This window comes from Bacillus sp. m3-13, from assembly GCF_000175075.1.
Taxonomy (GTDB): Bacteria; Bacillota; Bacilli; order Bacillales; family Bacillaceae_I; genus Sutcliffiella_A; species Sutcliffiella_A horikoshii_C.
The window spans coordinates 113357-137827 of record NZ_ACPC01000046.1; the positions used below are offsets into that span (position 1 = coordinate 113357).

The 24471-nt window shown below is 42.2% G+C and carries 18 protein-coding genes and 1 pseudogene; 11 read left to right on the forward strand and 8 right to left on the reverse strand.

Going from position 1 to position 24471, the window contains the following annotated elements; all coding sequences use genetic code 11:
* The first annotated feature begins 46 nt into the window (after positions 1-46).
* A complete protein-coding gene (locus M313_RS0119095) occupies positions 47-1792 on the forward strand; it encodes an ABC transporter ATP-binding protein (protein ID WP_010199011.1) in 1746 nt (581 codons plus the stop codon).
* A 124-nt stretch (positions 1793-1916) separates the two neighbouring features.
* On the opposite strand, the gene M313_RS0119100 is transcribed toward M313_RS0119095, so the two are convergent.
* Positions 1917-3014: an FUSC family protein gene (locus tag M313_RS0119100; protein WP_010199014.1), complete on the reverse strand. Its 1098-nt coding sequence runs from the start codon at positions 3012-3014 to the stop codon at positions 1917-1919.
* 989 nt (positions 3015-4003) lie between these two features.
* Here M313_RS0119100 and M313_RS0119110 point away from each other — a divergent pair.
* From M313_RS0119110 to M313_RS0119120, 3 genes are all read left to right on the forward strand, one after another.
* On the forward strand, positions 4004-5746 hold the full coding sequence (locus tag M313_RS0119110) for an ABC transporter ATP-binding protein (protein WP_010199019.1): 1743 nt from the start codon (positions 4004-4006) through the stop codon (positions 5744-5746).
* The gene (locus M313_RS0119115) at positions 5694-7535 is read left to right on the forward strand and encodes an ABC transporter ATP-binding protein (RefSeq protein WP_029326600.1); all 1842 of its coding nucleotides are present in this window, start codon (positions 5694-5696) and stop codon (positions 7533-7535) included. Before M313_RS0119110 ends, M313_RS0119115 begins: the two co-directional genes overlap by 53 nt.
* A 256-nt stretch (positions 7536-7791) precedes the next feature.
* Positions 7792-9267 carry an amino acid carrier protein gene (locus tag M313_RS0119120; protein WP_010199025.1) on the forward strand — a complete coding sequence of 492 codons (1476 nt, stop codon included), beginning with the start codon at positions 7792-7794 and terminating at the stop codon, positions 9265-9267.
* 56 nt (positions 9268-9323) lie between these two features.
* Here the strand turns inward: M313_RS0119120 and M313_RS26695 are convergent, their stop codons facing one another.
* Positions 9324-9482, reverse strand: coding sequence for an EAL domain-containing protein (locus M313_RS26695; RefSeq protein ID WP_326929620.1), 159 nt, complete (start codon positions 9480-9482; stop codon positions 9324-9326).
* Entirely contained in the window at positions 9454-10293 is an 840-nt protein-coding gene (locus tag M313_RS24115) for an EAL domain-containing protein (RefSeq protein WP_010199043.1), read from the reverse strand. Before M313_RS24115 ends, M313_RS26695 begins: the two co-directional genes overlap by 29 nt.
* A 212-nt stretch (positions 10294-10505) precedes the next feature.
* Between M313_RS24115 and M313_RS0119130 the strand changes: the two genes are divergently transcribed.
* Positions 10506-11792, forward strand: coding sequence for an ATP-binding protein (locus M313_RS0119130; RefSeq protein WP_010199044.1), 1287 nt, complete (start codon positions 10506-10508; stop codon positions 11790-11792).
* Between the two features lie 63 nt (positions 11793-11855).
* On the opposite strand, the gene M313_RS0119135 is transcribed toward M313_RS0119130, so the two are convergent.
* On the reverse strand, positions 11856-13382 hold the full coding sequence (locus tag M313_RS0119135) for an FAD-dependent oxidoreductase (RefSeq protein ID WP_010199046.1): 1527 nt from the start codon (positions 13380-13382) through the stop codon (positions 11856-11858).
* A gap of 172 nt (positions 13383-13554) precedes the next feature.
* On the opposite strand from M313_RS0119135, the pseudogene M313_RS24120 reads away from it, so the two are divergent.
* Positions 13555-14673, forward strand: a pseudogene (locus M313_RS24120) (DEAD/DEAH box helicase); the annotation flags it as partial.
* Between the two features lie 725 nt (positions 14674-15398).
* Here the strand turns inward: M313_RS24120 and M313_RS24125 are convergent.
* Entirely contained in the window at positions 15399-16370 is a 972-nt protein-coding gene (locus M313_RS24125; protein ID WP_157182513.1) for a cytochrome P450, read from the reverse strand.
* Between the two features lie 96 nt (positions 16371-16466).
* Entirely contained in the window at positions 16467-16610 is a 144-nt protein-coding gene (locus M313_RS25960) for a hypothetical protein (RefSeq protein ID WP_010199053.1), read from the reverse strand.
* 206 nt (positions 16611-16816) lie between these two features.
* On the opposite strand from M313_RS25960, the gene M313_RS0119150 reads away from it, so the two are divergent.
* Both M313_RS0119150 and M313_RS0119155 read left to right on the forward strand, forming a co-directional pair.
* Positions 16817-17998 (forward strand): FxLYD domain-containing protein, encoded by a 1182-nt coding sequence (locus tag M313_RS0119150; protein WP_010199055.1) that lies wholly within the window; start codon positions 16817-16819, stop codon positions 17996-17998.
* Between the two features lie 40 nt (positions 17999-18038).
* Positions 18039-19169, forward strand: coding sequence for a S1C family serine protease (locus tag M313_RS0119155; RefSeq protein WP_010199057.1), 1131 nt, complete (start codon positions 18039-18041; stop codon positions 19167-19169).
* A gap of 205 nt (positions 19170-19374) precedes the next feature.
* Here the strand turns inward: M313_RS0119155 and M313_RS24130 are convergent, their stop codons facing one another.
* Entirely contained in the window at positions 19375-19779 is a 405-nt protein-coding gene (locus tag M313_RS24130; protein WP_010199063.1) for a C40 family peptidase, read from the reverse strand.
* 99 nt (positions 19780-19878) lie between these two features.
* Between M313_RS24130 and M313_RS0119170 the strand changes: the two genes are divergently transcribed.
* A complete protein-coding gene (locus M313_RS0119170; protein ID WP_010199067.1) occupies positions 19879-20643 on the forward strand; it encodes an arylamine N-acetyltransferase in 765 nt (254 codons plus the stop codon).
* Positions 20644-21113: 470 nt separating this feature from the next.
* Here M313_RS0119170 and M313_RS0119175 read toward each other — a convergent pair whose 3' ends face one another.
* Positions 21114-21842, reverse strand: coding sequence for a TspO/MBR family protein (locus tag M313_RS0119175; protein ID WP_010199070.1), 729 nt, complete (start codon positions 21840-21842; stop codon positions 21114-21116).
* A 190-nt stretch (positions 21843-22032) separates the two neighbouring features.
* Between M313_RS0119175 and M313_RS0119180 the strand changes: the two genes are divergently transcribed.
* Together M313_RS0119180 and M313_RS0119185 are read left to right on the forward strand one after the other, a co-directional pair.
* Positions 22033-23361 carry a polysaccharide biosynthesis protein gene (locus M313_RS0119180; RefSeq protein ID WP_010199073.1) on the forward strand — a complete coding sequence of 443 codons (1329 nt, stop codon included), beginning with the start codon at positions 22033-22035 and terminating at the stop codon, positions 23359-23361.
* Positions 23362-23508: 147 nt separating this feature from the next.
* Complete coding sequence (locus M313_RS0119185; RefSeq protein WP_010199075.1) at positions 23509-24363, forward strand: YitT family protein; 855 nt, start codon at positions 23509-23511, stop codon at positions 24361-24363.
* Positions 24364-24471 lie beyond the last annotated feature (108 nt).

The following is a 24471-nucleotide window of genomic DNA, read 5'->3' on the forward strand; positions in this document are numbered from 1 at the left end:
GGAAGCTAAATAGTAAGCTAGCAGTCATCATTTGGGAGGAAGTCAATTGGATAGTATAAAACGGTACATGCAATTTGTGAAACCATACCGGTGGCAAATAGTCGGTACCATCCTTATTGGAATGCTGAAATTCGGGTTGCCATTATTAATTCCATTATTATTGAAATACGTAGTAGATGATATATTGCTTGTAGACGGTAGGTCAGCAGAGGAGAAAACGAACGAGCTGCTCATAATCATGGGGGCAATCTTTATTACCTTTTTGGTGTTAAGACCGCCGATAGAGTACTACAGACAATATTTTGCACAATGGACAGGAAGTAAGGTCCTATATGATTTAAGGGACAAGTTGTTCGATCATATTCAAAGGCTGAGTTTGCGTTTTTATGCCAACAACCGGGCAGGTGAAGTGATTTCAAGAGTCATCCATGATGTGGAACAGACTAAGAATTTTGTTATCACCGGTTTGATGAACTTTTGGCTCGACCTTGCGACCATTTTAATTGTTATCATTATCATGTTCCAAGTCGATATCACATTGACACTTGTGTCTATCATGCTGTTCCCGTTTTATGGATTTTCGATTAAATACTTTTACAGTCGTCTCCGTCACCTCACAAGGGTGCGTTCACAGGCGCTGGCAGAGGTACAAGGTCATTTGCATGAGCGAGTCCAAGGAATGCCGGTCATCCAAAGTATGGCGATTGAGGACTATGAGCAGGAGCAGTTTAAAAAACAGAACACCAATTTTCTGCAAAAAGCATTGGACCATACAAGCTGGAATGCAAAAACTTTTGCAGTAGTGAATACGATTACGGATATTGCACCGCTTCTAGTAATCGGCTACGCAGGTTATCAGGTTATCAACCAGGGGCTGACGGTCGGGGAAATGGTCATGTTTGTCGCCTATATTGACCGCCTTTACAATCCTTTGCGCCGGTTGATCAACTCTTCGACAACCTTGACGCAATCCATTGCATCCATGGACCGTGTGTTTGAATTTGTGGATGAGAAATATGATATCACGGATAAGCCGAATGCCGTGGAATGTAAGACTGCACGCGGTGAAGTCAGCTTTGAAAATGTTTCTTTTAAATATGAAAAAAATGAAGAGTATGTTTTGAAGAATTTGTCGTTGCAAGTACGGGAGGGAGAGACCATTGCCCTCGTCGGGATGAGCGGTGGGGGAAAATCGACCTTGGTAAGCTTGCTGCCACGATTCTATGATGTTACAGAAGGTAAAATCAAGCTTGATGGAGTCGACATCCGTGATGTTACCGTTCAGTCGTTACGAAAACAAATTGGAATCGTACTACAGGACAGCATTTTATTCAGTGATACCGTTCGTGAAAATATTGCCCTTGGAAAACCGGATGCAACCATGGATGAGATCATAGAAGCGGCCAAAGCGGCCAATGCTCATGAGTTTATCTCAAACTTGCCGGAGGGATACGAAACAAAGGTAGGAGAGCGCGGTGTGAAGCTTTCAGGTGGCCAGAAACAGCGTGTGGCCATCGCACGCGTGTTCTTGAAAAACCCGCCAATTCTTGTAATGGATGAAGCGACATCTGCACTTGATCTTGAGAGTGAACATCTGATTCAGGAGTCATTGGAACGTTTGGCGGCCAACCGGACAACCTTTGTCGTTGCGCACCGTCTATCAACCATCACTCATGCGAGCCGCATTGTGCTGATAGAGCACGGTGAGATTGCAGAAGTCGGCTCTCACGAAGAGTTGATGAGGAAAAAAGGTCACTATTATAATTTGTTTACGATACAAGAAATAAGTTGATTTTTATGAGCCAACCTTTAGCGGAGAGAAGTTTCTGTTTCTTCTGCTAGGGGTTGGTTTTTTATGTTTCGAGAAAGTTCCACAAAAAAACACCTTCCCGCTTTAAAAAAAGCAGGAAAGTGTCTTATTCTTCTTCATTCGCTCCAATTTCAAATTCATTATCATCCACATGATACTTCTGGAAGCTGTCAATCAACTTATCTAAGTGCTCCAGTTGGTCGCTGTAATCAATGATTTTGGATACGAGCGGGAACAGGTGGTACCAGACTTCAACGTCGCCTTCGTATTCACACCAGTTGTCTTTATGGATCATAAACTCATCAATAAATTGCTGTTTGTTAAAGCGTTCTTCTTCATACATTTCTGAAGTATTATGCTGCTTTATTTTTCCCACGAATTTTAACAAGATCTGTTCGTGCAGGTTAACCAAGTGGTCCAATTCAGCTTTAATGTAATGCTGATACTCTACTGGCATATGATGCAATTCGTTTTCTAACCGGTGTAGCATTTTTAATGTAAACAATGCCCGGTTACTTGTAACGATCAACTGTCTGAAAATAACAAGCTTACGTGCTTTCGAACTTGAATTTTTTAATGTAGGAAAATAAGTTCTCTCTTCTTTATATAGCATGAAAAGTTGTTCCAGTTTCAGCACTCGTTGATGCAGCATCTCGATGTCCGTTTTCAAAAGGTGATGTTCTGTGCCGTGACGCATGTTGATGCGAATCCACTTTAGAATGTCTTCTGTTGTTAATTTCACCTTGTAGTAAAGTCTTGTTTCATATTTTGGTGGTAAGAAAATCAGGTTGACTAGAAATGCACAAAGGATACCGATCATAACGGTGGAGAAACGTACGAGCGCAAACTCTAAAAAATTCTCCCCGGGACTTTCCATAATCGCGATTACGGTTACTAGTGCTAGTGGGATTGTATTTTCAATTTTAAGTTTTAAGTTTATTCCAATGACAAAGATGGCTGTCAACCCGATGATAAAGGGATCATGTCCGAATAGTAAGGAAAAGATGATGGCTAAGATTGCCCCAATCAAGTTTGCCTGTACGTGCTCGATAATGGATTGATATGATTTATAGATGGATGGTTGGATAGCAAAGATCGCTGCGATTCCTGCAAAGAAGGGCGTGGGGACGTTTAGCCACTGTGCCACAAACAAAGCAAGGGTAATCGCAATACCGGTCTTGACTATACGGGCACCAAGTTTCATTTTAAAATAAGTCCTTTCTTGTCTTTCCGAATTTTATAGCCTATTCTTTCAAAAGTTAAACACTTAATAGTATATGTCGGAAGTGTGGTATTCATGTTATTCGATATTGTACTATACACGGTTTCCTTATGTAGCGCAAGCGGAAATTTGACAGTAAAAAGCCCGCAAATTGAAGTTTGCGGGACTATCTAATTTTATAATTCGCTCTTACTTTGTTGATTTCCGTTCTAGGCGCTTCGCTTGCCTGCGGGCGGTCCGTGAGCCTCCTCGGCTTCGCCTGTGGGGTCTCACCTGTCCCTTCCTCCCGCGGGCGTCTACGCGCCTTCCACTGCAATCAACAAGGTTAATACAACTTACTAATCTTTTTCCGGTAAAAAAGCCCGCAAATTGAAGTTTGCGGGACTATCTAATTTTATAATTCGCTCTTACTTTGTTGATTTTCGTTCCAGGCGCTTCGCTTGCCTGCGGGCGGTCCGTGAGCCTCCTCGGCTTCGCCTTGGCCACTGAAAAAGTCTTTGATGTTAGATTTTTTTAAGACACCGCTGTTAATTTCCGCAAACGGCTTCGCTTTCCACGGGGCGACCTTGAGCCTCCTCGGGCTACGCCCTGCGGGGTCTCAACATTGTCGCTACTCCCCCGTAGGAGTCTTCGCCTATTGCTCCAATCAACAGCTATAAATTATCCAAAAGATTGGTTACTAGGTTTTTCAGTGGCCTCCAACGAAGTGAGGAGGCTCAAGCACCGTCCTCTGGATAAGCGAACACCTGGAACGGAAATCTACAGGAAGTTAAAACAAACTTTTTTCAACATCCTACCAATAATAATAATTCAAACTATTTAAAAAACATAGTAATAAAGGTATGATAATAAGATAATATATAAATTTCAAGATATTCGTTTCGCAAAACGAAATATCATATGCGTTCAAAATAGATTTACTCGTTTCAACGCAGACTAAACATAGTGAAAGGTTTGGAGGATCACGTATTATGGGGAGAATTTTTTCATACTTAAAACCGTATAAGCTGGCTGTTGCAATTGCCTTGCTCCTTATGCTGACAGAACTTGTCGTGGAGCTCTTGCATCCGTTGCTCATGGCCAAAATAATTGACGAGGGGATCCTGACAGGCGACTTGCATGCGGTAATGAAATGGGGAGGCATCATGGTCCTGTTCTCCTTTATCGCTTTTGCAGCGGGGGTTACCAACTCCTTTTTTGCTGCCCATGTCAGCCAAAGTTTTGGATTTGACATTAGAAGAGGGTTATTCGGAAAAATACAGTCGTTTTCGTTTGCGAATTTCAGCCTGTTTCCGACTTCTTCTCTCATCACAAGAATGACCAATGATGTTACACAAATACAAAATACTGTGTTTATGAGTTTACGCATCATGCTCCGCGCACCGCTTCTTGTTGTGGGTGGCGTAATCATGGCGTTGATTGTCAATTGGCAGCTAGCTCTATTTCTTGTAATTGGAGTTCCGGTCCTTTTTATTTTCCTAGTATGGGTGATGAAAAAGGGTGGGGCGCTTTTCAAGGCTGTTCAAGAAAAGCTTGATGGTGTGAATAATGTCATGCGTGAAAATCTTGGGGGTATTCGCTTAATTAAAGCTTTTCTCCGCAAAAAGCATGAAATCAAACGGTTCGGAAATGCAAGCGAGGAGCTGAAGGATCAGACGGTCGCAGCACTTCGACTAATGGAGATTACCATGCCAATACTTCTTTTGATTATGAATGGAAGTATCCTTGCAGTCCTTTGGTTTGGTACGATTGGTGTTTCAAACGGCGGAGCACAGGTTGGGGAAGTTGTTGCAATCGTGAACTATGCGACCAGAATCACCGGCGCTCTTTCCATCTTTTCTTTTATCATCATGGCATTTGCGCGGGCGAAAGCTTCTGCTCACCGAATCACTGATGTGCTGGACGAAGAAATTGATTTGGTGGATAAGGTAGATGTGGATAAAGAAGCGACGTTCCTTCAGGGGGGAATCGAATTTGACCGTGTATCTTTCCGTTATCCGAACACGGACATACCAGTTCTTGAAGATATCACCTTCCGAGCCGAAGCAGGGTCTACCGTTGCCATTATGGGGGCTACAGGTGCAGGGAAATCGTCTTTATTCCAACTGATTCCTAGGCTTTACGATGTGGATCAGGGAGTCATCCGGGTAGACGGTAAAGACCTTACCGATTTGTCTCTGAAAAAGCTAAGGAAGCAAATAGGCTATGTCCCACAGGAAGCGCTTCTCTTTTCAGGAACGGTAAAAGAAAATATCGCCTGGGGGAAAGAGGATGCAAGCTTAGAAGAAATCATTCAGGTAGCGAAGGATGCGCAGATTCATGAAACCATCGATCGTTTGCCGAAAAAATATGAGACCGTTCTTGGGCAAAAAGGGGTCAATCTTTCCGGAGGACAAAAACAACGCCTTTCCATTGCCCGCGCTCTTGTAAGAAAGCCGAAGATTCTCATGCTGGATGACAGTACAAGCGCACTTGATTTAAAAACAGAAGCCAAACTGCTCGCTGCCATTAAAAAATACCAATGCACGATGTTCATTGTAACGCAGAAGGTAAGTACGGCCATTGAAGCAGATAAAATCTTACTGATTGAAGACGGAAGGCTCCTAGAAGAGGGAAGCCATGAGAAGCTACTGGCAACCTCGGAACTTTACCAGAAAATCTATCAGTCGCAATTTGGAACGGAGGTGGCAGAGCATGTCCAAGCGTATAAGTAGCAGTGCCGCCGTCGCAAGTAAAGCGAGTCCCAAGCAGAAAGCCAAGGACTGGAAAGGGACGATTAAACGAGTTTGGAGATACTTAGGTGAAAATAAAGGCTTGTTGATGCTCGTTATGCTAATGGTCGTGGTTAGTTCCGCATTAGGGCTTTTGGGCCCATTCATAGTCGGTATGGCCATTGATAATTATGTAGTGGAGCAAAATACATCTGGACTTTTAAATGTATTAATAGGGCTTGTATTCATCTATATTTTCTACTCGCTTTCCATGTGGCTACAAAACTACTGGATGGTGGGGATCGCACAAAATACCGTCTTGAAGATGAGGACGCAGCTGTTTGAGCATTTACACAAATTGCCGATCCCATATTTTGATAAAAGGCAGCACGGTGAACTAATGAGCCGTGTGACCAATGATATGGAGAATGTCAGTTCTACATTAAACAGTTCTGTCATTCAGATTTTTTCGAGTATCTTGACCTTAGTCGGAACGGTATCTGTCATGCTTTATCTAAGTCCTTTGCTGACAGGCATAACGTTAATTATCGTACCGGTCATGTTCTTTGGTTTAAGATGGATCACCAACCGGACAGGTCCATTGTTCAAGCAAACCCAAAAGAACTTGGGTGAGCTGAATGGCTATATTGAAGAAACCATCTCTGGTCAGAGAATCGTGAAAACATTTTCCCAAGAAGATAAGGTAATGGAAGAGTTTACGGAAAAGAGTTTAAAACTGAAGAAGTCCGCATACTGGGCTCAGACCTATTCAGGGTTTATCCCAAAGCTTATGAATATGTTGAATAACTTAAGTTTTGCCATTATAGCAGGTGTTGGAGGGATATTGGCATTAAACACACAATCGGGAATTACGATTGGAATTATTGTTATATATGCGGAGTACTCTAGACAATTCACTCGTCCGTTAAACGACCTTGCCAATCAATTCAATACTTTGTTGTCTGCTGTTGCAGGAGCTGAGCGTGTGTTTGATGTGTTGGATGAAGAAGAGGAAGAAAGCGATGAAATCGAAGCAATAGAACTGGAAATTTTAAGAGGAGAAGTGGAGTTTAGGGATGCTTCCTTCTCTTATGAAGGTGATGATACGACCATTCGCAACATCAACTTCCATGTGGACGCAGGAGAAACCGTTGCATTTGTCGGTCCAACAGGTGCAGGTAAGACAACGGTCATCAACCTGATTTCCCGTTTCTATGATTTGGACAGCGGAAGTATCCTTTTAGATGGCCATCCAATTAACAGGATAAAACGTTCGAATTTGCGTAAGCACATGGCCTTTGTATTACAGGATTCCTTTCTTTTTGAGGGGACGGTTAGAGAGAATATCCGTTACGGAAGACTGGATGCTACGGACGTGGAAGTAGAGGAAGCGGCAAAGATGGCCAATGCCCATTCCTTTATAAGAAAATTACCGGGCGGCTATGATTTTAAACTGAAGCAGGACGGAAGCGGAATCAGTCAAGGGCAGAAACAGTTATTGTCTATTGCACGCGCGGTATTGGCAAACCCTACCATCTTGGTTCTTGATGAAGCAACAAGTAGTATTGATACCATTACAGAAATGAAAATCCAAGAAGCGCTTCAACGATTGATGGAGGGAAGAACTAGCTTTGTTATCGCCCACCGATTAAATACCATTCAAAATGCCGATCAAATTCTTGTATTGAAAGAAGGAGAAATCATAGAAAAAGGATCTCATCATGAATTGTTGGATGAACAAGGATTTTATTATGAGTTATTTACTAGTCAGCTGAAGAAAGAAGTAGGATAATTATTTCAATAAAAGCACCTGAACGTTCGTGGTAATTTAGCCGGAATATTCAGGAGCTTTTTTTTGCAAAAATTCTACAATTAAATAAAAAATACTGTAGAATTTTCCCGGGAAATACGTCGTCAAATAAAGGTTCTTGTCTTAACTTCGGGTTTATTGAAGGAGACATGTATTGTCTATTTTGTGAATATCATTTATAATGCAGTACAGAATGAAAATTCTAAATATTACAAATTAGTTAAAGGGGGATTACAATTTGGATGCATTTTTACAAGATCCGATTGGTGGTTTAGTAAGTCTTCTTTGGAGCACACCTATGATTGTTTTCTGTTTGGGAGTCGGATTGTTATTTACCATTTTGACAAAGTTTGTACAAGTAAGATTGTTCGGGGATATGATAAAGCAAATTTTCTCCGGAAAAGCTTCAAAGGCAGGGGTTTCTTCCTTTCAGGCATTATCCATTTCATTATCAGGACGTGTAGGTACAGGTAATATTGCTGGTACAGCAACTGCTATTGCGATGGGAGGACCTGGTGCGGTATTTTGGATGTGGATGATTGCCTTTATTGGGGCATCAAGTGCGTTTGTTGAATCCACTCTAGCTCAGGTTTACAAATCAAAGCAGGACGGGGAGTACCGCGGGGGACCAGCCTATTATATAGAGAAAGGTATTGGCTGGAGATGGTATGGAATCATCTTCGCTTTTGCGGCTCTTTTAGCCATGAGTCTATTAATGCCAGGTCTTCAGGCAAATGCGATCGGCTCTGGTTTGAACAATGCATTCGGCATTAACAAGCAAGTAATTGCCATCTCGTTGGTAGTAGTCATCGGACTAATCATCTTTGGTGGAGTAAAACGTATCGCTTCTGTTGCACAATTTGTGGTACCATTCATGGCAGTGGCGTATGTGTTAGTATCTTTATTTATCATCGCTTTGAACATTACAGAACTTCCTGCAGTATTCGGATTGATTTTCCGCAGTGCCTTCGCAGTTGATTCCGCATTCGGAGGAATTATCGGTGCGGCCATTGCTTGGGGGGTAAAGCGTGGAATCTTCTCAAACGAAGCAGGTCAAGGAACTGGACCACATGCTGCAGCAGCTGCTGAAGTATCGCATCCAGCTAAGCAAGGTTTGGTTCAGGCATTCTCTGTCTATATCGATACAATCTTAGTTTGTTCGGCTACAGCATTTATGATTTTATTTACAGGATCTTACAATGTTGTCGATCCTGAAAACGAAGGACAGTTCCTTCGCAATAATCTTGGAGAAGCAGTAGAGGCAGGACCAGCCTATACACAGGCCGCTGTTGAATCTGTCATTCCAGGTTTCGGTGCGGGCTTTGTTGGTATCGCATTACTTTTCTTTGCTTTTACTACTATCATGGCATACTACTATATTGCAGAAACGAATGTAGCCTACTTGATGCGTGGACGGAGCAATAAGATCCCGATGTTCATTCTGAAGGTTGTTCTTTTGGTTGCAACATACTTTGGTGTGGTAAGAACGACTCAGGTTGCATGGGATCTCGGGGATGTGGGACTTGGAATAATGGTCTGGCTCAACCTCATTGCGTTGCTCCTGTTGGCAAAACCTGCTCTTGCCGTATTGAAGGACTATGATGAGCAAAGAAAGCAAGGTCTGGACCCTACATTTAATCCTGAGAAATTGGGTATTAAAAATGCGGAGTTCTGGACAGAGGAATACAAAAAGGATGACGAGAAAGCATCCTGATAGCAGACAGCATAAAGCCCTCATCACTATTTTGAAGTGGTGAGGGCTTTTATTTGTTAGCCAGCCATAACTGGTGCCAAAACTTCTGGACTTGGTTTTCCGATGAAATAGCCTTGCCCATAATGAATTCCTATGTCTCGGCAAAATTGAAGTTCTTCCATTCGTTCTATTCCTTCTGCAAGAACTTTAATGTTTAGTTTGGTAGCGACTTTTATGACGCTTTTTTAAAAAAAGCTGTTTTTTAAGTATCGTGTCACAATGAGATATGTAGTCGCGATCTATTTTGACAAAGTCGGGTTGTAGCTTTTCAAGTATCTCCAACGTTGAATATCCTGCACCGACATCATCAAGTGCCACTTGCATCCCGGATTTTTTGTATGTTTTAAATATAGATTCCAGATGGTCGATATCGTGAATTTTTTCTGATTCCACCACTTCAAAAACGAGTTGATTAGGTGAGATATTATTTTCTTGTACAATCTTGAATGTATGTTGCAGACAATATTCGGGATTGTAAATGGAAGATGGTAAAAAATTGATAAAAAGCTTTACGTGGGCAGGAACTTGTTGCTTGCTTCCGGAAACAATAGAGCTTTCACGAGCCTTCTGATCTAAATAGTTATGTAGATTCGTTTCACGCGCGAATTCAAATAGTTTAAAAGGAGGGACAGATTGCCCCTTCCATTGAGGGCGTAACAAACATTCATAGGCGAAAATTTCATCGTTTTTCTGCAAATCTATGATTGGTTGAAAATGGGTTGTAAAGGAATTGGATGCTATTAATTCTAATAGATCTTGATTTTTCACCAGATTCCATAACTGCTCTGGTGGGTAAAAGCCTCGTTGTGATGATGTTTTCACCAAAACTTCTGAGCTATCATCTCGATTAAGTATTTTCTTTTGTAGGAGCTGCTCTAAATCTTCAAGTGATTGATAATGAAGTTCCTCTTGCAATTGCTCTCTTTTTATAAAAAGTACCCCTGAGCGGCTTATATTGTCAGGTACCCCGCAATCAGTACAGTGCAAATAGATCACCCCTTTTAATAGATAGGATAATTTTACTATTAAATCATTGTTGGAAGAAGTTTTTAGCATGAAATGTTGAAAAAAAGGTCCGAATAGATGAAAAGTAGTAGAATGGATACATTTTTTGACGGAATGTACAAGGGTTTTCTCTAATGTTGTCGAAACATAACTATACGATAGAATTTAGAAGGTACGGTTAGGGGCGGGCTTGTATGTTGGCGGAAAAACTACTTTTACATGTATTGATTATCTTAGCACCGGTGCTGATTTATTATGTTGTTTCCGAAAATAAGAGGTTTGGTCAATCACCATATTTTATCGGAATTCTGCAGGGGCTTTCTGCGAGCCTGTGTTTATTGTTTGCATTCTATGATTATGGTCTATATTGGGACTTGCGATACATACCTTTAGTGCTTGCCATCCTTTATGGTGGACCAAAGGCTGGGGTAATTGTACTCGCTGCCATTCTTGGGACAAGAACCTATCTTGGTGGCGATGCTCTAGCATTTGGCTATGTAAGTGGACTTGTTGCAGCAGCCATTCCGATCTTGATGCTAAGGCGGTTTAACAAGATTCAAACAAAGAAAAAGAGGATTGGCTTTGCTGTGCTTGTAGGCTTATGGCCAAACTTTGTCATGCTAGCAATCTTAATAGCTTATCTCTTCAGTTCAGCAGCTGCAAATGAAGGACCAAATCTACTTTTATACATCCTGCTATTTGGATTGATTCAAGTAGTAGGTGTCGGTTTCGCCTCGACCTTACATGAAGCAGTCCTTGAGCGAGAATTGATGAAACAGGAAATTAGACGCGCGGAAAAGCTGAATACATTAGGTGAACTTGCTGCTTCGATCGCTCATGAAGTCAGAAACCCTTTAACTGTTGTAAAAGGATTTCTTCAACTCATGCACAGAGAAGATAAGGGGAAGAACTATCAATATATTGGACTCATTTTAAGCGAACTGGCAAGAGCAGAGTCCATCATCAATGATTATCTCAATTTTGCAAAACCAGAGTTCAAAAAAATTGAAAAAGTGGACCTGGGAGAACTATTGAGTGATGTGAAAATGTTGTTAAATCCATTAGCAGTAAAAGAAGGCATTCATCTTGAAAGTTACTTGGAGAAGAATGTTGTGATGGATACCGATAAAAACCAGTTCAAACAAGCACTTGTCAACATCCTGAAAAACGCCATTGAAGCAACTCCTCAGGATGGCAGAGTCTACATAAAGTTGTTTTCCAACACTTCAGGCATTCAGATTCTCATTAAAGATACAGGAAAAGGAATGACCAAGGAGCAGGTGTCTCGCATTGGTACCTTATTCTATACGACTAAGGATAAGGGGACAGGTCTTGGCACGACTGTTTCGATGAGGATTATCGATACAATGAATGGTAAAGTCGTTTACTCAAGTGAACTTGGGAAAGGGACGGAGGTGAAGATTTCATTTCCGCCTGTGAGGCAGGAAGAACAGGTGAGAGAGGAATCGGTTGTGGGATAATAAATGAAGAGACTGTCCATTAAATTTGGCAGTCTCTTTCTGTTGGTTTATTCCGGTTGAGTTTTATATTTTCTCCAACGGTTTATCAGCCGGCCCTTCAAGTACTTCGCCGTGGATAGAGAAGCGCGAGCCGTGGCAAGGGCAATCCCAGCTTCGATCGCCGTGGTTCCACTCGACTTCACAACCAAGATGCGTACAGGTCGTGTCCACACAGTATACTTCTCCTTTGTCATTTTTGTAAGCTCCTGCACGTCGACCGTTAATCATGACGACTCCGCCTTCATCCAGACCAAGGTCTTCAGGCTTTTTCGATGGACGATCAAGTTTGCCTTCGATGAGGTGTCCTGCTACATTCATGTTAGAGCTGATAAATTTTTTCAGACTAGGATCAGCAACAAAGCGGGACGGTGAAAACAGGTCTTCATATGCGTTCTTCCTGCCAAGGATTAGATCCTGTAAGAGCAGTGCAGCTGCTGTACCGTTGGTCATTCCCCACTTGCGGTAGCCTGTTGCAATGAAAATATTCGGATGCCCCGATGTAATGCGGCCAATATACGGGACCTTGTCTAACGTATATAAATCTTGTGCTGACCATCGATACAGAATTTCCTTGATTCCGAGGACTTCTTCACCGAAACTTTTCAACGCTTCGTAGTGTTTTAATGTATCTTTGCCTTGACCTGTCCGGTGGCCGTCTCCTCCAATCAAGGCAACTTTCTCCCCGTCAATCGTCACATAACGCAAAGACCTTGAAGGCTGGCCTGCGCTATAATACATGCCCTCTGGTAGTTCCTTTTCCGTTCTGGCAGCCAATATATAAGAACGCTCCGCATACATTCTTGTGAAAAAGAAACCATTGCCATCGTAAAATGGAAAATGGGAGCCTGCAACAATATATTCGCACTCAATCTTTGCGCCATTCTTCGTCACTACAGATAGTCCGCGTGACTCCTCCACATCTGTCGCAACGGTGTGCTCATAAATTTCGCCGCCCTTTTCAACTATGCCATCTACTAGCACCTTTAAATATTGAAGCGGATGGAATTGTGCCTGATTTTTCATGACGATAACAGATTTAGTCTCAAGCGGCAAAGGTATGTCATAAATTAAATCGCCATCGATTCCTAGTTTCTGATACGCTTCGAATTCTTTTATTACCTTTTGATCATCCTGCTCTGTTTGAGAATAAATATAGGCATTCTGTTCACTAAAGTCACATTGAATTCGTTTAAGATCCACAAGGTCTTTGATGAAATGAAGCCCTTCCTGGTTTGCTTGGTAATAGAGTTTAGCCTTTTCCTGACCTAAATGCTGAAGAAACTCATCGTAAATCAGACCGTGTTGAGATGTCACTTTGGCTGTTGTGTGCCCTGTTGTTCCATTTAGAATTTGATCAGCATCAATAAGGATGACCTTAAGTCCTTCATTAGCAAGTTGATACGCCGTCGTTATTCCGGTAATACCGCCACCCACTACACATACATCTGTTTTTTTATTTTCATTTAATGTCGGAAAAGAGGGCAGGGGTGCAGAGTCCCGCCAATAGGCTTCCGGTCCTTTTGGAAGCTCGTTAAAGTTTAGTTGATCCATTACGTATTTCCTCCTCTGTTATGTAACGATATACATAATTTTTCCAAAATGGAGGAAAACATGTATCTTTTTAGCGGAATTGACAACGATATTTTTATTGGAACCTCTAGGGAAAAAGGGTAGAATGGAGAATAGCGTAAAACCCCGTATGAGGGTCATAAAGGAGAAAACGATGTCTACAACTTTTATAAATACATTACAACCTTTTATACAACAGATTTGGGAAAAAAGTGAATTTGCCGCTGCAACCCCGGTTCAGGAACAGGCAATTCCGGTTATTTTAGACGGGAAGGATGTTCTTGTCGAATCGCCGACAGGGACAGGGAAAACGTTGGCTTATCTATTGCCGATCATTGAACGCATTGATTTGTCTAAACAGCACCCACAAGCGTTGATTGTGGCGCCGTCTAAGGAACTCGCTATGCAGATCTTTGAACAGATCCAGAAATGGACAGAAGGCAGCGAAATTTCCGGTGCATCTTTCATTGGTGGAGCGAATGTGAAACGCCAACTTGAAAAGCTTAAAAAGAAACCGCATATTTTGGTTGGGACACCTGGCCGACTGCAAGAGTTAATTCAGATGAAAAAAATTAAAATGCATGAAGTGAAGACCATTGTTATGGATGAAGCAGATCAGCTATTTGTCCCAGAACATAAAAAGACCATTGAAAACATCATTAAGTCCTCTATGCAGCAGGAAAGACAACTACTATTATTCTCTGCAACTTTAAAGGAGGAGACGGAGAAGCAGGCAGTTGACTTGCTAAAGGAGCCGTTAGTTATTAAGGTCACCAAAGAAGATTTGCCGCCAGCTCGTGTGGAGCATTTATACGCGGTGGTCGATCAGCGAGATAAAGCGAATGTCCTTGCTAATCTGCTTCGCGAGCCTGGAATAAAAGCATTGGCATTTGTGCGTGATATCGGAAACCTTGCTGTATTGACGGAAAAACTTTTATATAAACAGTTAAATGTCGGATTTCTACATTCTGAATCCTCCAAACAGGAACGCGAGAATGCCATGAAAAACTTCCGAAAAGACGAGTATCCGGTTCTTCTTGCTACAGATGTGGCAGCACGAGGACTTGATATTAAAGAGCTCAGTCATGTGATCCATTATGACTTACCTGAAGAAGTGGAAAGTTATGTGCATCGTTCCGGAAGAACAGGCCGCCAAGGAGCAGAAGGTACTGTTATTTCGATTGTAAGTGAACGTGAAGAGCGCAGGTTGAAGCAGTTTGCTCGTGAGCTTGGCTTGAAATTGGAGAAGCGAGTAGTCTTTGGCGGGAAGCTTGTTGGTGAAGACGAGTTAAAGTCTGGAAAGCCTGGTTCTGGCGGCGGACGTGGTGGCAAAGCTGGGGGAACTAAGGGGGGATCTGTTGGGAAGAAGACAAGTAGTTCGAAGGGATCTTTCGGGCAACAAAAGACCGGTGCTAAAGCTGGAGTTGCCAGCGGTTCTTCCAAAGGTGGGGGAAAGGCTAAACCGAAGAAGACAGGTGTTAAGAAACAAGGTAAGAAAAAATAAGTTTAGGATTTTATTGTTATGTGAAAACCATTCCGAATTAGGGATGGTTTTTGTTTTGTTGTTTTGGGAGATAGGTGAGTTTATTTGGACCACTATCCGACGTCATGGGGGATAAGTATCGAAAATTGCTGTTTTCTAAAGGGAAATGCTTATATTTTTGGTGAGAAAATTTAGTTCGGACATTTCCGTTCTCTCTTCGGACAATTAACGATGGAAAAGTGGTTGGGTTCGGACAATTTACCGGGGGAGTTCGGTCAACTTTTACTAGGGGTTCGGCTATTTGATTTTGAGGTTCGGTCAAATTTCGGAAATCTTCGGTCAACTATCCGAAATCTTTGGTCAACTTTCAAAAAACTTGGGACAACTATTGAAAAACTTCGGACATTTGAAATTTACCTGCTGTCCCCCCTCCGTCATTGAACCAACCAAACCTCCCAGACCTAAAAAATCGGCAGCCGCACGAAGCGCCTGCCGACTTCCTCACCGAAAGTCTTCTATTCCACTACCCCGCTAAACTTCAACGCCTCAAACCCGCGAAACACAATATTATTTCTTCTAACCGGTTCTTCTAGTATTTCTACATCATGTACTCGTTTGAGAAGTACCTCTAATGCGATGACCGCTTCGAGTCTTGCAAGCGGGGCTCCTAAGCAAAAGTGAGGTCCGGATGCGAAGGATAGGTGTTTTATATTTTCTCTAGTAACATTAAAAACATCTGGTGACTCATGAATGTTAGGGTCACGGTTGGCTGCAGCTAGAGCGATAATCGCTGTCTGGGCCTTCTTGAGTTGTTGTCCGCCAAGTTCCATATCTTCGCCTACCCATCTTGAGGTAAGCAGAACGGGTGGGTCGTAACGTAAGATTTCTTCCACCGCATTTCCAATCAGGGAAGGGTCATCTAACAGCTTATTCATTTCATCCCGATGCTTAAGTAACAGGTGATAGCCATTGGTAATCAAATTTACCGTTGTCTCATGTCCGGCGATTAATAGCAATAAACAAGTCGCCACCAGCTCGTCTTCATTTAACTTGTCACCAGAGTCGGAAACTGCAATAAGTCCGCTCAATAAGTCCTCTCCTGGATTCACACGTTTTGCCGCTATCAAATTGCGCATATAATGGTCTGCCTCCTCAAGGGAAGGAGCAACCGCTTCTAGATCAGCTTGGGTCGTATTAAAATCAATGAATTTAACAAAGGAATCCGACCAGACGCGAAATCGTTCTCTGTCCTCTTTTGGCACTCCGATTAGCTCTGTGATGACCATAACGGGTAGGGAGTAAGCAAAGTCCCGTATCAGTTCATGCTCCATTTTCCCTTTTCTTGCATCCAAAAGGTAATTCGCCATCTCGACAATAGTCGGACGGAGGCGCTCGGTCATCCTTGGGGTAAACGCTTTAGTAACAAGCCCGCGGAGTCTGGTATGATTCGGTGCGTCGCGGAAAAGCATCATGTTCCGATTTAGCATAACCACCGGCACTAATGTCTGTGGGATAGGAGGCATATTCTCCTCTGGCACTAGGCTTCTTATTTCTTTTATAAATCTAGTATCTTTTAAGACAGCCTATACTTCCTTGTAACCTGTTATCAGCCATCCATCGACATTGAAAAATGAAACCCATTGAATGGGATTGATCTCATTTGCTTGTTTGAACATTTCATATGGATTTTCTATAAATGTCTTTACCGGATCTGTTTCTACGCTCATTCAAAACCTCCCTAGATAATTACTCAACATTAAGGTTTCGCTAAAAAACGAGAAAATCCTTGATGAAAATACAAAAAAGGAAAATGTTTCTACCTTTTTTCTCCAGAAATACCGACCACATTTGACACTTATCTAGCAATCTATTGTAAAATGGTGTAATAACAATAATGAGGTTAATTACATAGAGTGATGGAGGCTTATATAGAATGTTTTGTCACAAATGTGGTAGGAAAGTGACATCTGATGCGAATTTTTGCTTTAATTGTGGAGCGAATTTGAAGGATGATGTGGAGTATAATGAAGACGAATGGTTAGAAGGTAGAGGAAAAAATAAGAAAAAGCGTTTTACATATATGCCATTTTTACCTCCCATTATTAGCTTAGTGTTGATAGCTGGAACTATCGGGTGGTATTACAATCATGAGCAGAGTGTCAATGCAGAAGTGCTGACCATAAAAAAGGAAGCAGAAGACTTGGCCCTGCAGGGAGAGTATGACATGGCAAAGGAAGAATTGGCCGGTGCCATGGAGCTGAGACCATCTTATCATGTGTTAAGAAACAATCTTGAAGTGGTGAAGATCGCAGAAGAGGTAAACGGGGAGTTAAAGGAAATAAGAGAGCAGATCAAATCAAAGAAGTTTGAAGATGCCGAAAAAAATCTAACAAGACTCCGTGAGAAAATTACAAGATTAGATGGACCTTTAATTCAACCATTAAAAGAAGATGTGTCTGAAAAAGATGTCATGATTAAGGTGGGGAAAATAAATAGTGAGTTAGATCAACTTAAGACGGTGGATGAGCTTTCAAGAAAGCTCGCTGTCATTTCTTCCATTCCTTCAGAAGAGGGGAAGGCGGTGAAGGAGCAAATCTTAAACCGAATCGTGCAGCTTACTGTGGAGGATGCAGAAGAGAAAATCGAGCAAAAGCAGTTTACAAATGCGATGACTTTAGCAGACAGAGGGCTTCAATATGCTGTAAATGATAAACGACTCATGTCTTTAAAAGAAAAAATTGAGCAGTCCCGTCTAGAGTTTGAACAGGCGGAGTTTGATCGAATAGAAAAGGCCATGGAAGCAGCTGCGAAAGAAGATTTAAAAAATAAAAACGCAGCCCTGGAAATCGTAAACTTTAAGACGGAAGAGGATGAGGTCGGAGGGATGACTGTCACTGGAGAAGTGAAAAATATCGTGTCAGCAACCGTATCATCCATTACTGTCTACTATAATATTTTAAGCAAAGATAAGAATATACTAGATACCGGTTTTACCACCGTCTACCCATTCAAATTGGAGCCAGGTAAAAAAGGGAAGTTCGAAGACTATTATTATGGTGTATTTGAAGATGTGACAGTGGAGATAGAAAACATTACATGGGTTGTGGAAGAGTAGAAAAGCTTTCCAAACGGCCAAACATTAAGAAGGTGTAGCAATGAATGTAAGATGGTTCATCAGTATTATCATGACGATCATTTTAATTAGTGGGGGATTACTTGGTTATTTTCATATAAAAAATACGGTCCCTGCCCAACTGACGGCTCCATCGAAGCTGTATTTGGAGTCAGAAGTAGTAGAAAAAGAAAATGTACCCCAAGCTTTGAAAGAAATTATATTTGAATCTCAAAAACTGGTGGTGAAAATTGAATTACCGGACGGGTCGTTCGGATCTGGTTTTCTTTACAACGATAAAGGCGATGTCATCACCAATGCCCATGTTGTAGCGAATGCCAAAGATGTTAAAGTAACCTCCGCAGATTCTAAGGAACTGACAGGAGAAGTAATCGGCATCAGTATTGATACGGATATTGCTGTAGTGCGGGTACCTGAACTTGAAGGCTCACAACCTTTCAAACTAGCTAAAACTAGAAAAGCAGAGCTCGGTGATGATGTGATAGCTTTGGGGAGTCCTTTAGGTCTTCAAAATACAGTCACAACAGGGATAATAAGTGGTGTAGGACGTGAGTTTGAAATCGATTCATTCAAATATGAAGACGTGTTCCAAATTTCCGCACCGATTGCACCTGGTAATAGTGGCGGTCCGCTTATTGATACAAAAACAGGGGAAGTAGTGGGAATCAATTCGGCAACCATGGATCAAGGCGTGATTGGCTTCAGTATTCCTTTAGTGAACGTCATGCCGATGATAGAAAGCTGGTCGGCATCTCCAATGGAGTCACTGCCAAGGATTGGAGCTAACACAACCGGAAACAGTGCAGGCGAAACATCAACAAATGTCGATATCGCAGAATATCTCGTCAATTACTTTTACGAAAGCATCAATTATCGCGATTACGTGACGGCCTATTCGTTGCTCGGAAGCAGCTGGCAATCTAAAACGGCTTATGAGGATTTTCGTGCAGGGTATTTAGATTATTTAACAATAGAAGTAGATGATTTGCTGACAAAGCAGAATGGCAATAACGTCGAAGTCATCACGGTTATAACTGCGCAGGAGCGCTCGGAAAAAGGAGTATCTTATAAGAAATTTAAGGTTACCTTTGAACTGGGGCTTGAGAATGATCAAATGAAGATACTTTCTGAGAAGCGGGAGAGTATGGAATAGGATAAATAGAAAAGGCCAAGCGATTTTACGCTTTGGCCTTTTTGCTAGAGTTAGAAAGTATAGAATTCGGTTGATTTCCGTTCCAGGCGCTTCGCTTGCCTGCGGGCGGTCCGTGAGCCTCCTCAGGCTTCGCCTTCCGGGGTCTCACCTGTCCCTTCCTCCCAGGGGCGTCTGCGCGCCTTCCACTCCAATCAACTGTGTAGTCTCATCCAACTATACGCCGTGCTCCGATTACTTTCTTGCGCCAATAGGGGTCCAGGGAGGCGATTGCTACTTTCTTTTCTATGCGGGATGTGTGTAAGATGAAATTATTCCCAATGAAGATTGCGACATGACCGATTTTATTGAGTCCTTTTAATTTTGCACGCTTGGGTGTGGTGAAGAACAGAAGGTCTCCACGTTTTACAGATGACAGTGGGACAGGTTTTCCAAAAAGATACTGTTGCCGGGAAGTTCTTGGCAAAATAATGCCATGCGCACCATATACATATTGAATAAAGGAACTGCAATCAAACCTGTCTGTCCGTCCGGACGCCGCACCAAAAACGTATGGTGTTCCAAGGAATGCTTTGCCGCTCTTAATAATACGTTTTGCCTTTTGGAGGGACATACATGTCACCTTCTTTCATCTATTGCTATATTAGTAGATGAAAGTTGATAGAGAATTGCTTGGACAATCTAGTAGTTTTTTTATATTGGAGGTAGGAGTATGAGTGTAAAAGATAGATTTTTGAATTATTTAGGAGTAGAGGAAAAAGAGGCAAATCTTACATTTTTAAATGAACTAATCGCTGCCCATCAGTCAAAAGTAAGATGGGAAACCTGGACCAAGTTCCTTGATTTTGAGGAAAGAAAACGGGAGGATCTTTATTTGCCAAGTATCGAGGAGTACGTGGACAGGGTGATAAAGACTGGGACGGGCGGAACTTGCTGGACATTGGCGATTGGGTTTCATTATTTGTTGAAAGAGCTGGGTTTTAAGGTGGATTACTTGTATATGACACCTGGGCATCTTTGTTTGCAGGTGGAATTAGATCAGCCCTATTATGTGGATGTCGGGTATTGTGCCCCGTTTTTTAAGGCGTTTCCTTTGCATAGCTCTTTTGAAGTAAGTACGGATATGGAGATTTTCCGTTATCAGGTAAACGGGGATGAGGCCTTGGTGGAGCGGACTCCAGGGCCGACGAAGTCTTTGGGTTTGAAGCCTGTTACATTTGATGATGTGAAGGGTGCTTTACTTGATTCCCATAATTGGGAGGAGGGATTTTCTTTTCATAGCCTGAGGATGTTTGGTTATATTGATGGAGTCCCTTATCAATTGCGGGAGAATGCGGTAAGAAGATTTAAAGATCAAACGCATGTGGAGGAAGAGTTGACCGCTGAGCAGATGCGCTATTGGATCGAGGAGAAGTTTGGTGCAGATTATGGTGTATACTTGCGGGCGAAGGAGATTTACCGGAAGCGGAAGGGATAGTATGCAATAGTTTCTGTTGAAATCTAAAAGGGGAATTTAATCCCCTTTTAGATTCTGTGAATGACGCCGTCCGCCGGTGAAAAGCGGTGAACATTGTCTTCGTAGGAGTGGAATGACGCCGTCCACGGGTGAAAAGTGGTGAATATTGTCCTCGTAGGAGTGGAATGACGCCCTCCAGCGGTGAAAAGCGGTGAACATTGTCCTCGTAGGAGTGGAATGACGCCGACCGCCGGTGAAAAGTGGTGAACATTGTCCTCGTAGGAGTGGAATGACGCCGTCCACGGGTGAAAAGCGGTGAACATTGTCCTCGTAGGAGTGGAATGACGCCGTCCACGGGTGAAAAGTGGTGAACATTGTCCTCATACGAGTCGAATGAAGCCCTCCGCCGAGGAAAAGCGGTGAACATTGTCCTCGTAGGAGTGGAATGAAGCCGTCCGCCGGTGAAAAGCGGTGAACATTGTCCTCGTTACCTAACTTTTCTTCCTCACCAAGCCCCCAAGCAACGTCATCACCAAAATCACGGCAGCCAAGGCATACGCAACATATGCGACATTGCTGTAATCCTCTATATTTTTCACACCGATTCCAATAAAGGCCCAAACGAAGACAAGCGGATATATCCAGTCAGCTTGAGAAATCCGGAATCCTATAGCCAAAAGGGTTGCCACAACGAGCATGATGATTGTCCACGTCACATCTGACAAACCAAAGCCATCCCAGCCTTTTTCAACTAAAACATAACTAATGTTAGCAATGGTGGCGACACTGATCCACCCTAGATAGATGGAGAACGTGGCAAAATCCAGTTTCCCAGGGTTAGACTCACGCATTTTCGTATATAGTGCAATAAGTGTCAGCAACAAGCTAATCATCACCACTACAGTGGTCACCCAGAATCCGTAATGCCAAAGTACCACCCATGCACTGTTCAATAAGCAGCTTAAGACAAAAAGGCCGCTGGTGTTTACATATATCGGCAGATCCCTGCGTGATTTCGGGAACTGGCGAATAATCCAAATCCCAAGCAAAAGATAAATCAAACTCCAGATGGAAAATACATAGCCTGCAGGCTGGAAAAGTACGGTGATTCGATTGGCGATATCGCCTGTTGTAAGACCGTTAAGCGGTAGGGCATTAGCGAGATAATTTACAACTATGACCAGTATAAATGCAGCGATATTCAATAAAAGTCTCCACATTAGAAACACTCCTCTCTTCTCTCTACTATTACTATTCCTTTTGCAGAACATACATAACCATTCCAATATGCAAGTAAAGCAGAATAAGTAGAAGGACTCACAACATTCCAGCCATATTTTCACAACTTGTCTCATAAAATAGGAAATGGATTTTCCTGAGTTGAGAGTTAGAGAGGGGACAATTTCGGCTATGAATAAATTTTTTAAAGGGACACTCCTTCTGGCAATCGCCGCCTTTCTGGGAGAAAGCATAGAGTTTATCGTGAATATGGTATTGGCCAAGAATCTTGGAGAAGAAGGTATGGGGCTTTATATGTCCGTTTTGCCGGTCATTTTTCTGGTAGTCGTCATCTCTAGTTTGGAGTTGCCGATATCTATCTCCAAATTTGTCGCTGCCAAAGAAGAGAAGTACCATCAAAGCATGCTTCATCATGCCATGAGGCTGACCATTGTATTTACCATGATGGTGCTGTGCGTCGCAGCAATTATCCTGCCGTTTGTTCCTGTTTTTGAGCATTACCATCCACTTGTAAAATGGTTAATACTTATTCTGATACCGGTTATTTCATTTTCCTCCATCGCCAGAGGGTACTTTATGGGGCTTCAGCATATGGGCAAAATTGCAATCTCAAATTTTTTAAGAAAGATTGTGCAACTGAGCCTGCTCGTCCTGGTATATCACTTTTTTCATTTTTCATTGGAAGTTTCCATTTTGATCGCTCTTTGTACCTTGGTGGCGACAGAGTTGATAGTCTGTTTGTATCTTCTTTATATGTACAGGCTTCAGTATATTGAATTAAAAACAAAGGCAGCCGCCAGAATCGATGGCAGGACAGTGAGGAAGAGTTTACTTGAAGTGTCCATTCCTACAACAGGAATGCGTCTGTTTCATGCCGTCACAAATGCGATTCAACCTTTTCTTATTAAAATAGCGCTTGTAAAAGCAGGGCTCAGCCATACGATTGCACTCGAGGAGTTTGGCCTCCTTGCAGGGGTGGCGTTGACCATTGGCTTTTTCCCTGGATTCATCGCGCACTCATTGTTGATTGTCCTTATTCCGACAGTTTCGGAGGCCCATGCGAATCATGATTATAAAAAAATGCAGAAGCTGCTAAAGCAAGTAATGATTATCACGTTTATTTATGGCATTCCCATTGTGATGGTGTTTTACCACTTTGCGATACCGCTTACGAATGTCTTTTTTGAAAATTCCCATGCTGCATCTTACGTCCAGCTTTTGTGGCCTTTCTTTCTTTTCCATTTGTTTGTCTCGCCTTTGCAGGCGTATTTGATTGGATTGGGGTTGATTAAGGATGCTTTTTTACATTCTATATGGTCAACCTGTATTTCCTTTTTGCTAATGTTTCTTCTCGGTTCGCTTCCAAGCTTTCAAATGAACGGGGTGATCCTTGGTATGAATACAGGAATGGTATTGTTAACATTGATGCATTATTTTACTGTCTGTAACAAAATACATGTCACTTTATGGTTGAAGAGATTGGAAGCCCCATCCATATAGGAAAGAAAGTTAAACAAACGTTTGTTTCACGTGAAAAGAATTAATCCGCTTTCAATTGTGCAACTTCTTGCTTATGTGTTTACATGCCTGTCCTAGGTCTTTATAATCCCAACTAGACTGTAAAAATTACGAGGGAGGCTGACCGGTATGAACAAACACTTGAAAACACTTTTATTCTTGCACGTAGGTCCTCTTTTTGTTGCAATACATGTACACTTTTTCCTATCACCAAATAGCTTGGCAACAGGGGGAGTAAGTGGACTTTCCATCATTTTGAACGACGTATTCCCGATGTTATCGATTGGTGTGTTAATGTTGATCGTCAATTTAATTTTATTTGTTGTGGGCTTTTTGCTGCTTGGATTTGGATTTGGGGCAAAAACCATTTATACCAGCGTTATGTTGTCTGTGATGGTATGGCTGCTAGAAGCATTCTTCCCAATCAGCGGTCCAATCAGCGAGGACATCCTGATTCAGTTAATCATTGGGCAATGTATTGCGGCCCTCGGGATGGCGCTTGTATTCAATCAGCGTGCATCCACAGGGGGAACCGATATTATTGCTTTGATTTTAAATAAATATTTTTCTGTGGATATGGGCCGTGGAGTCTTGTTGGCAGATATCTTTATCGCTTTATCCTCCATTCTGGTATTCGGACCGGAAGTAGGGATGTATGCGGTATTCGGTGTTATTTTAAATGGATTGGTTATTGACTACGTGCTTCAGCAGGTGAACGAAATGCGTGAAGTCGTGATCATCAGCAGTGAAAGTGATCAGATCCGCTCCTATATTGTTGGGCAGTTAGGCCGTGGAGCAACCATTCACTATGCAAGAGGTGCCTTTACTTCTGATGAAAAAGAAGTGATCACCACGATCTTGAACAAAAAAGACTTCTCCAAATTGAAGAAATTCATCGGTGCAACGGACGAACAGGCATTCATTACGGTTCATAATATGAAAGAGATATTAGGGCAGAACTTTAAACAATTGGTGACAAAATGATTGAAAGGGACAGGTCCCTCGACCCAAATGCGGGTGAGGGGCCTGTCCCTATTTATTACCAGCACCCAAAAAGTTTCTTTTCCCGTGTCAAAAAGATTACAATAAGAA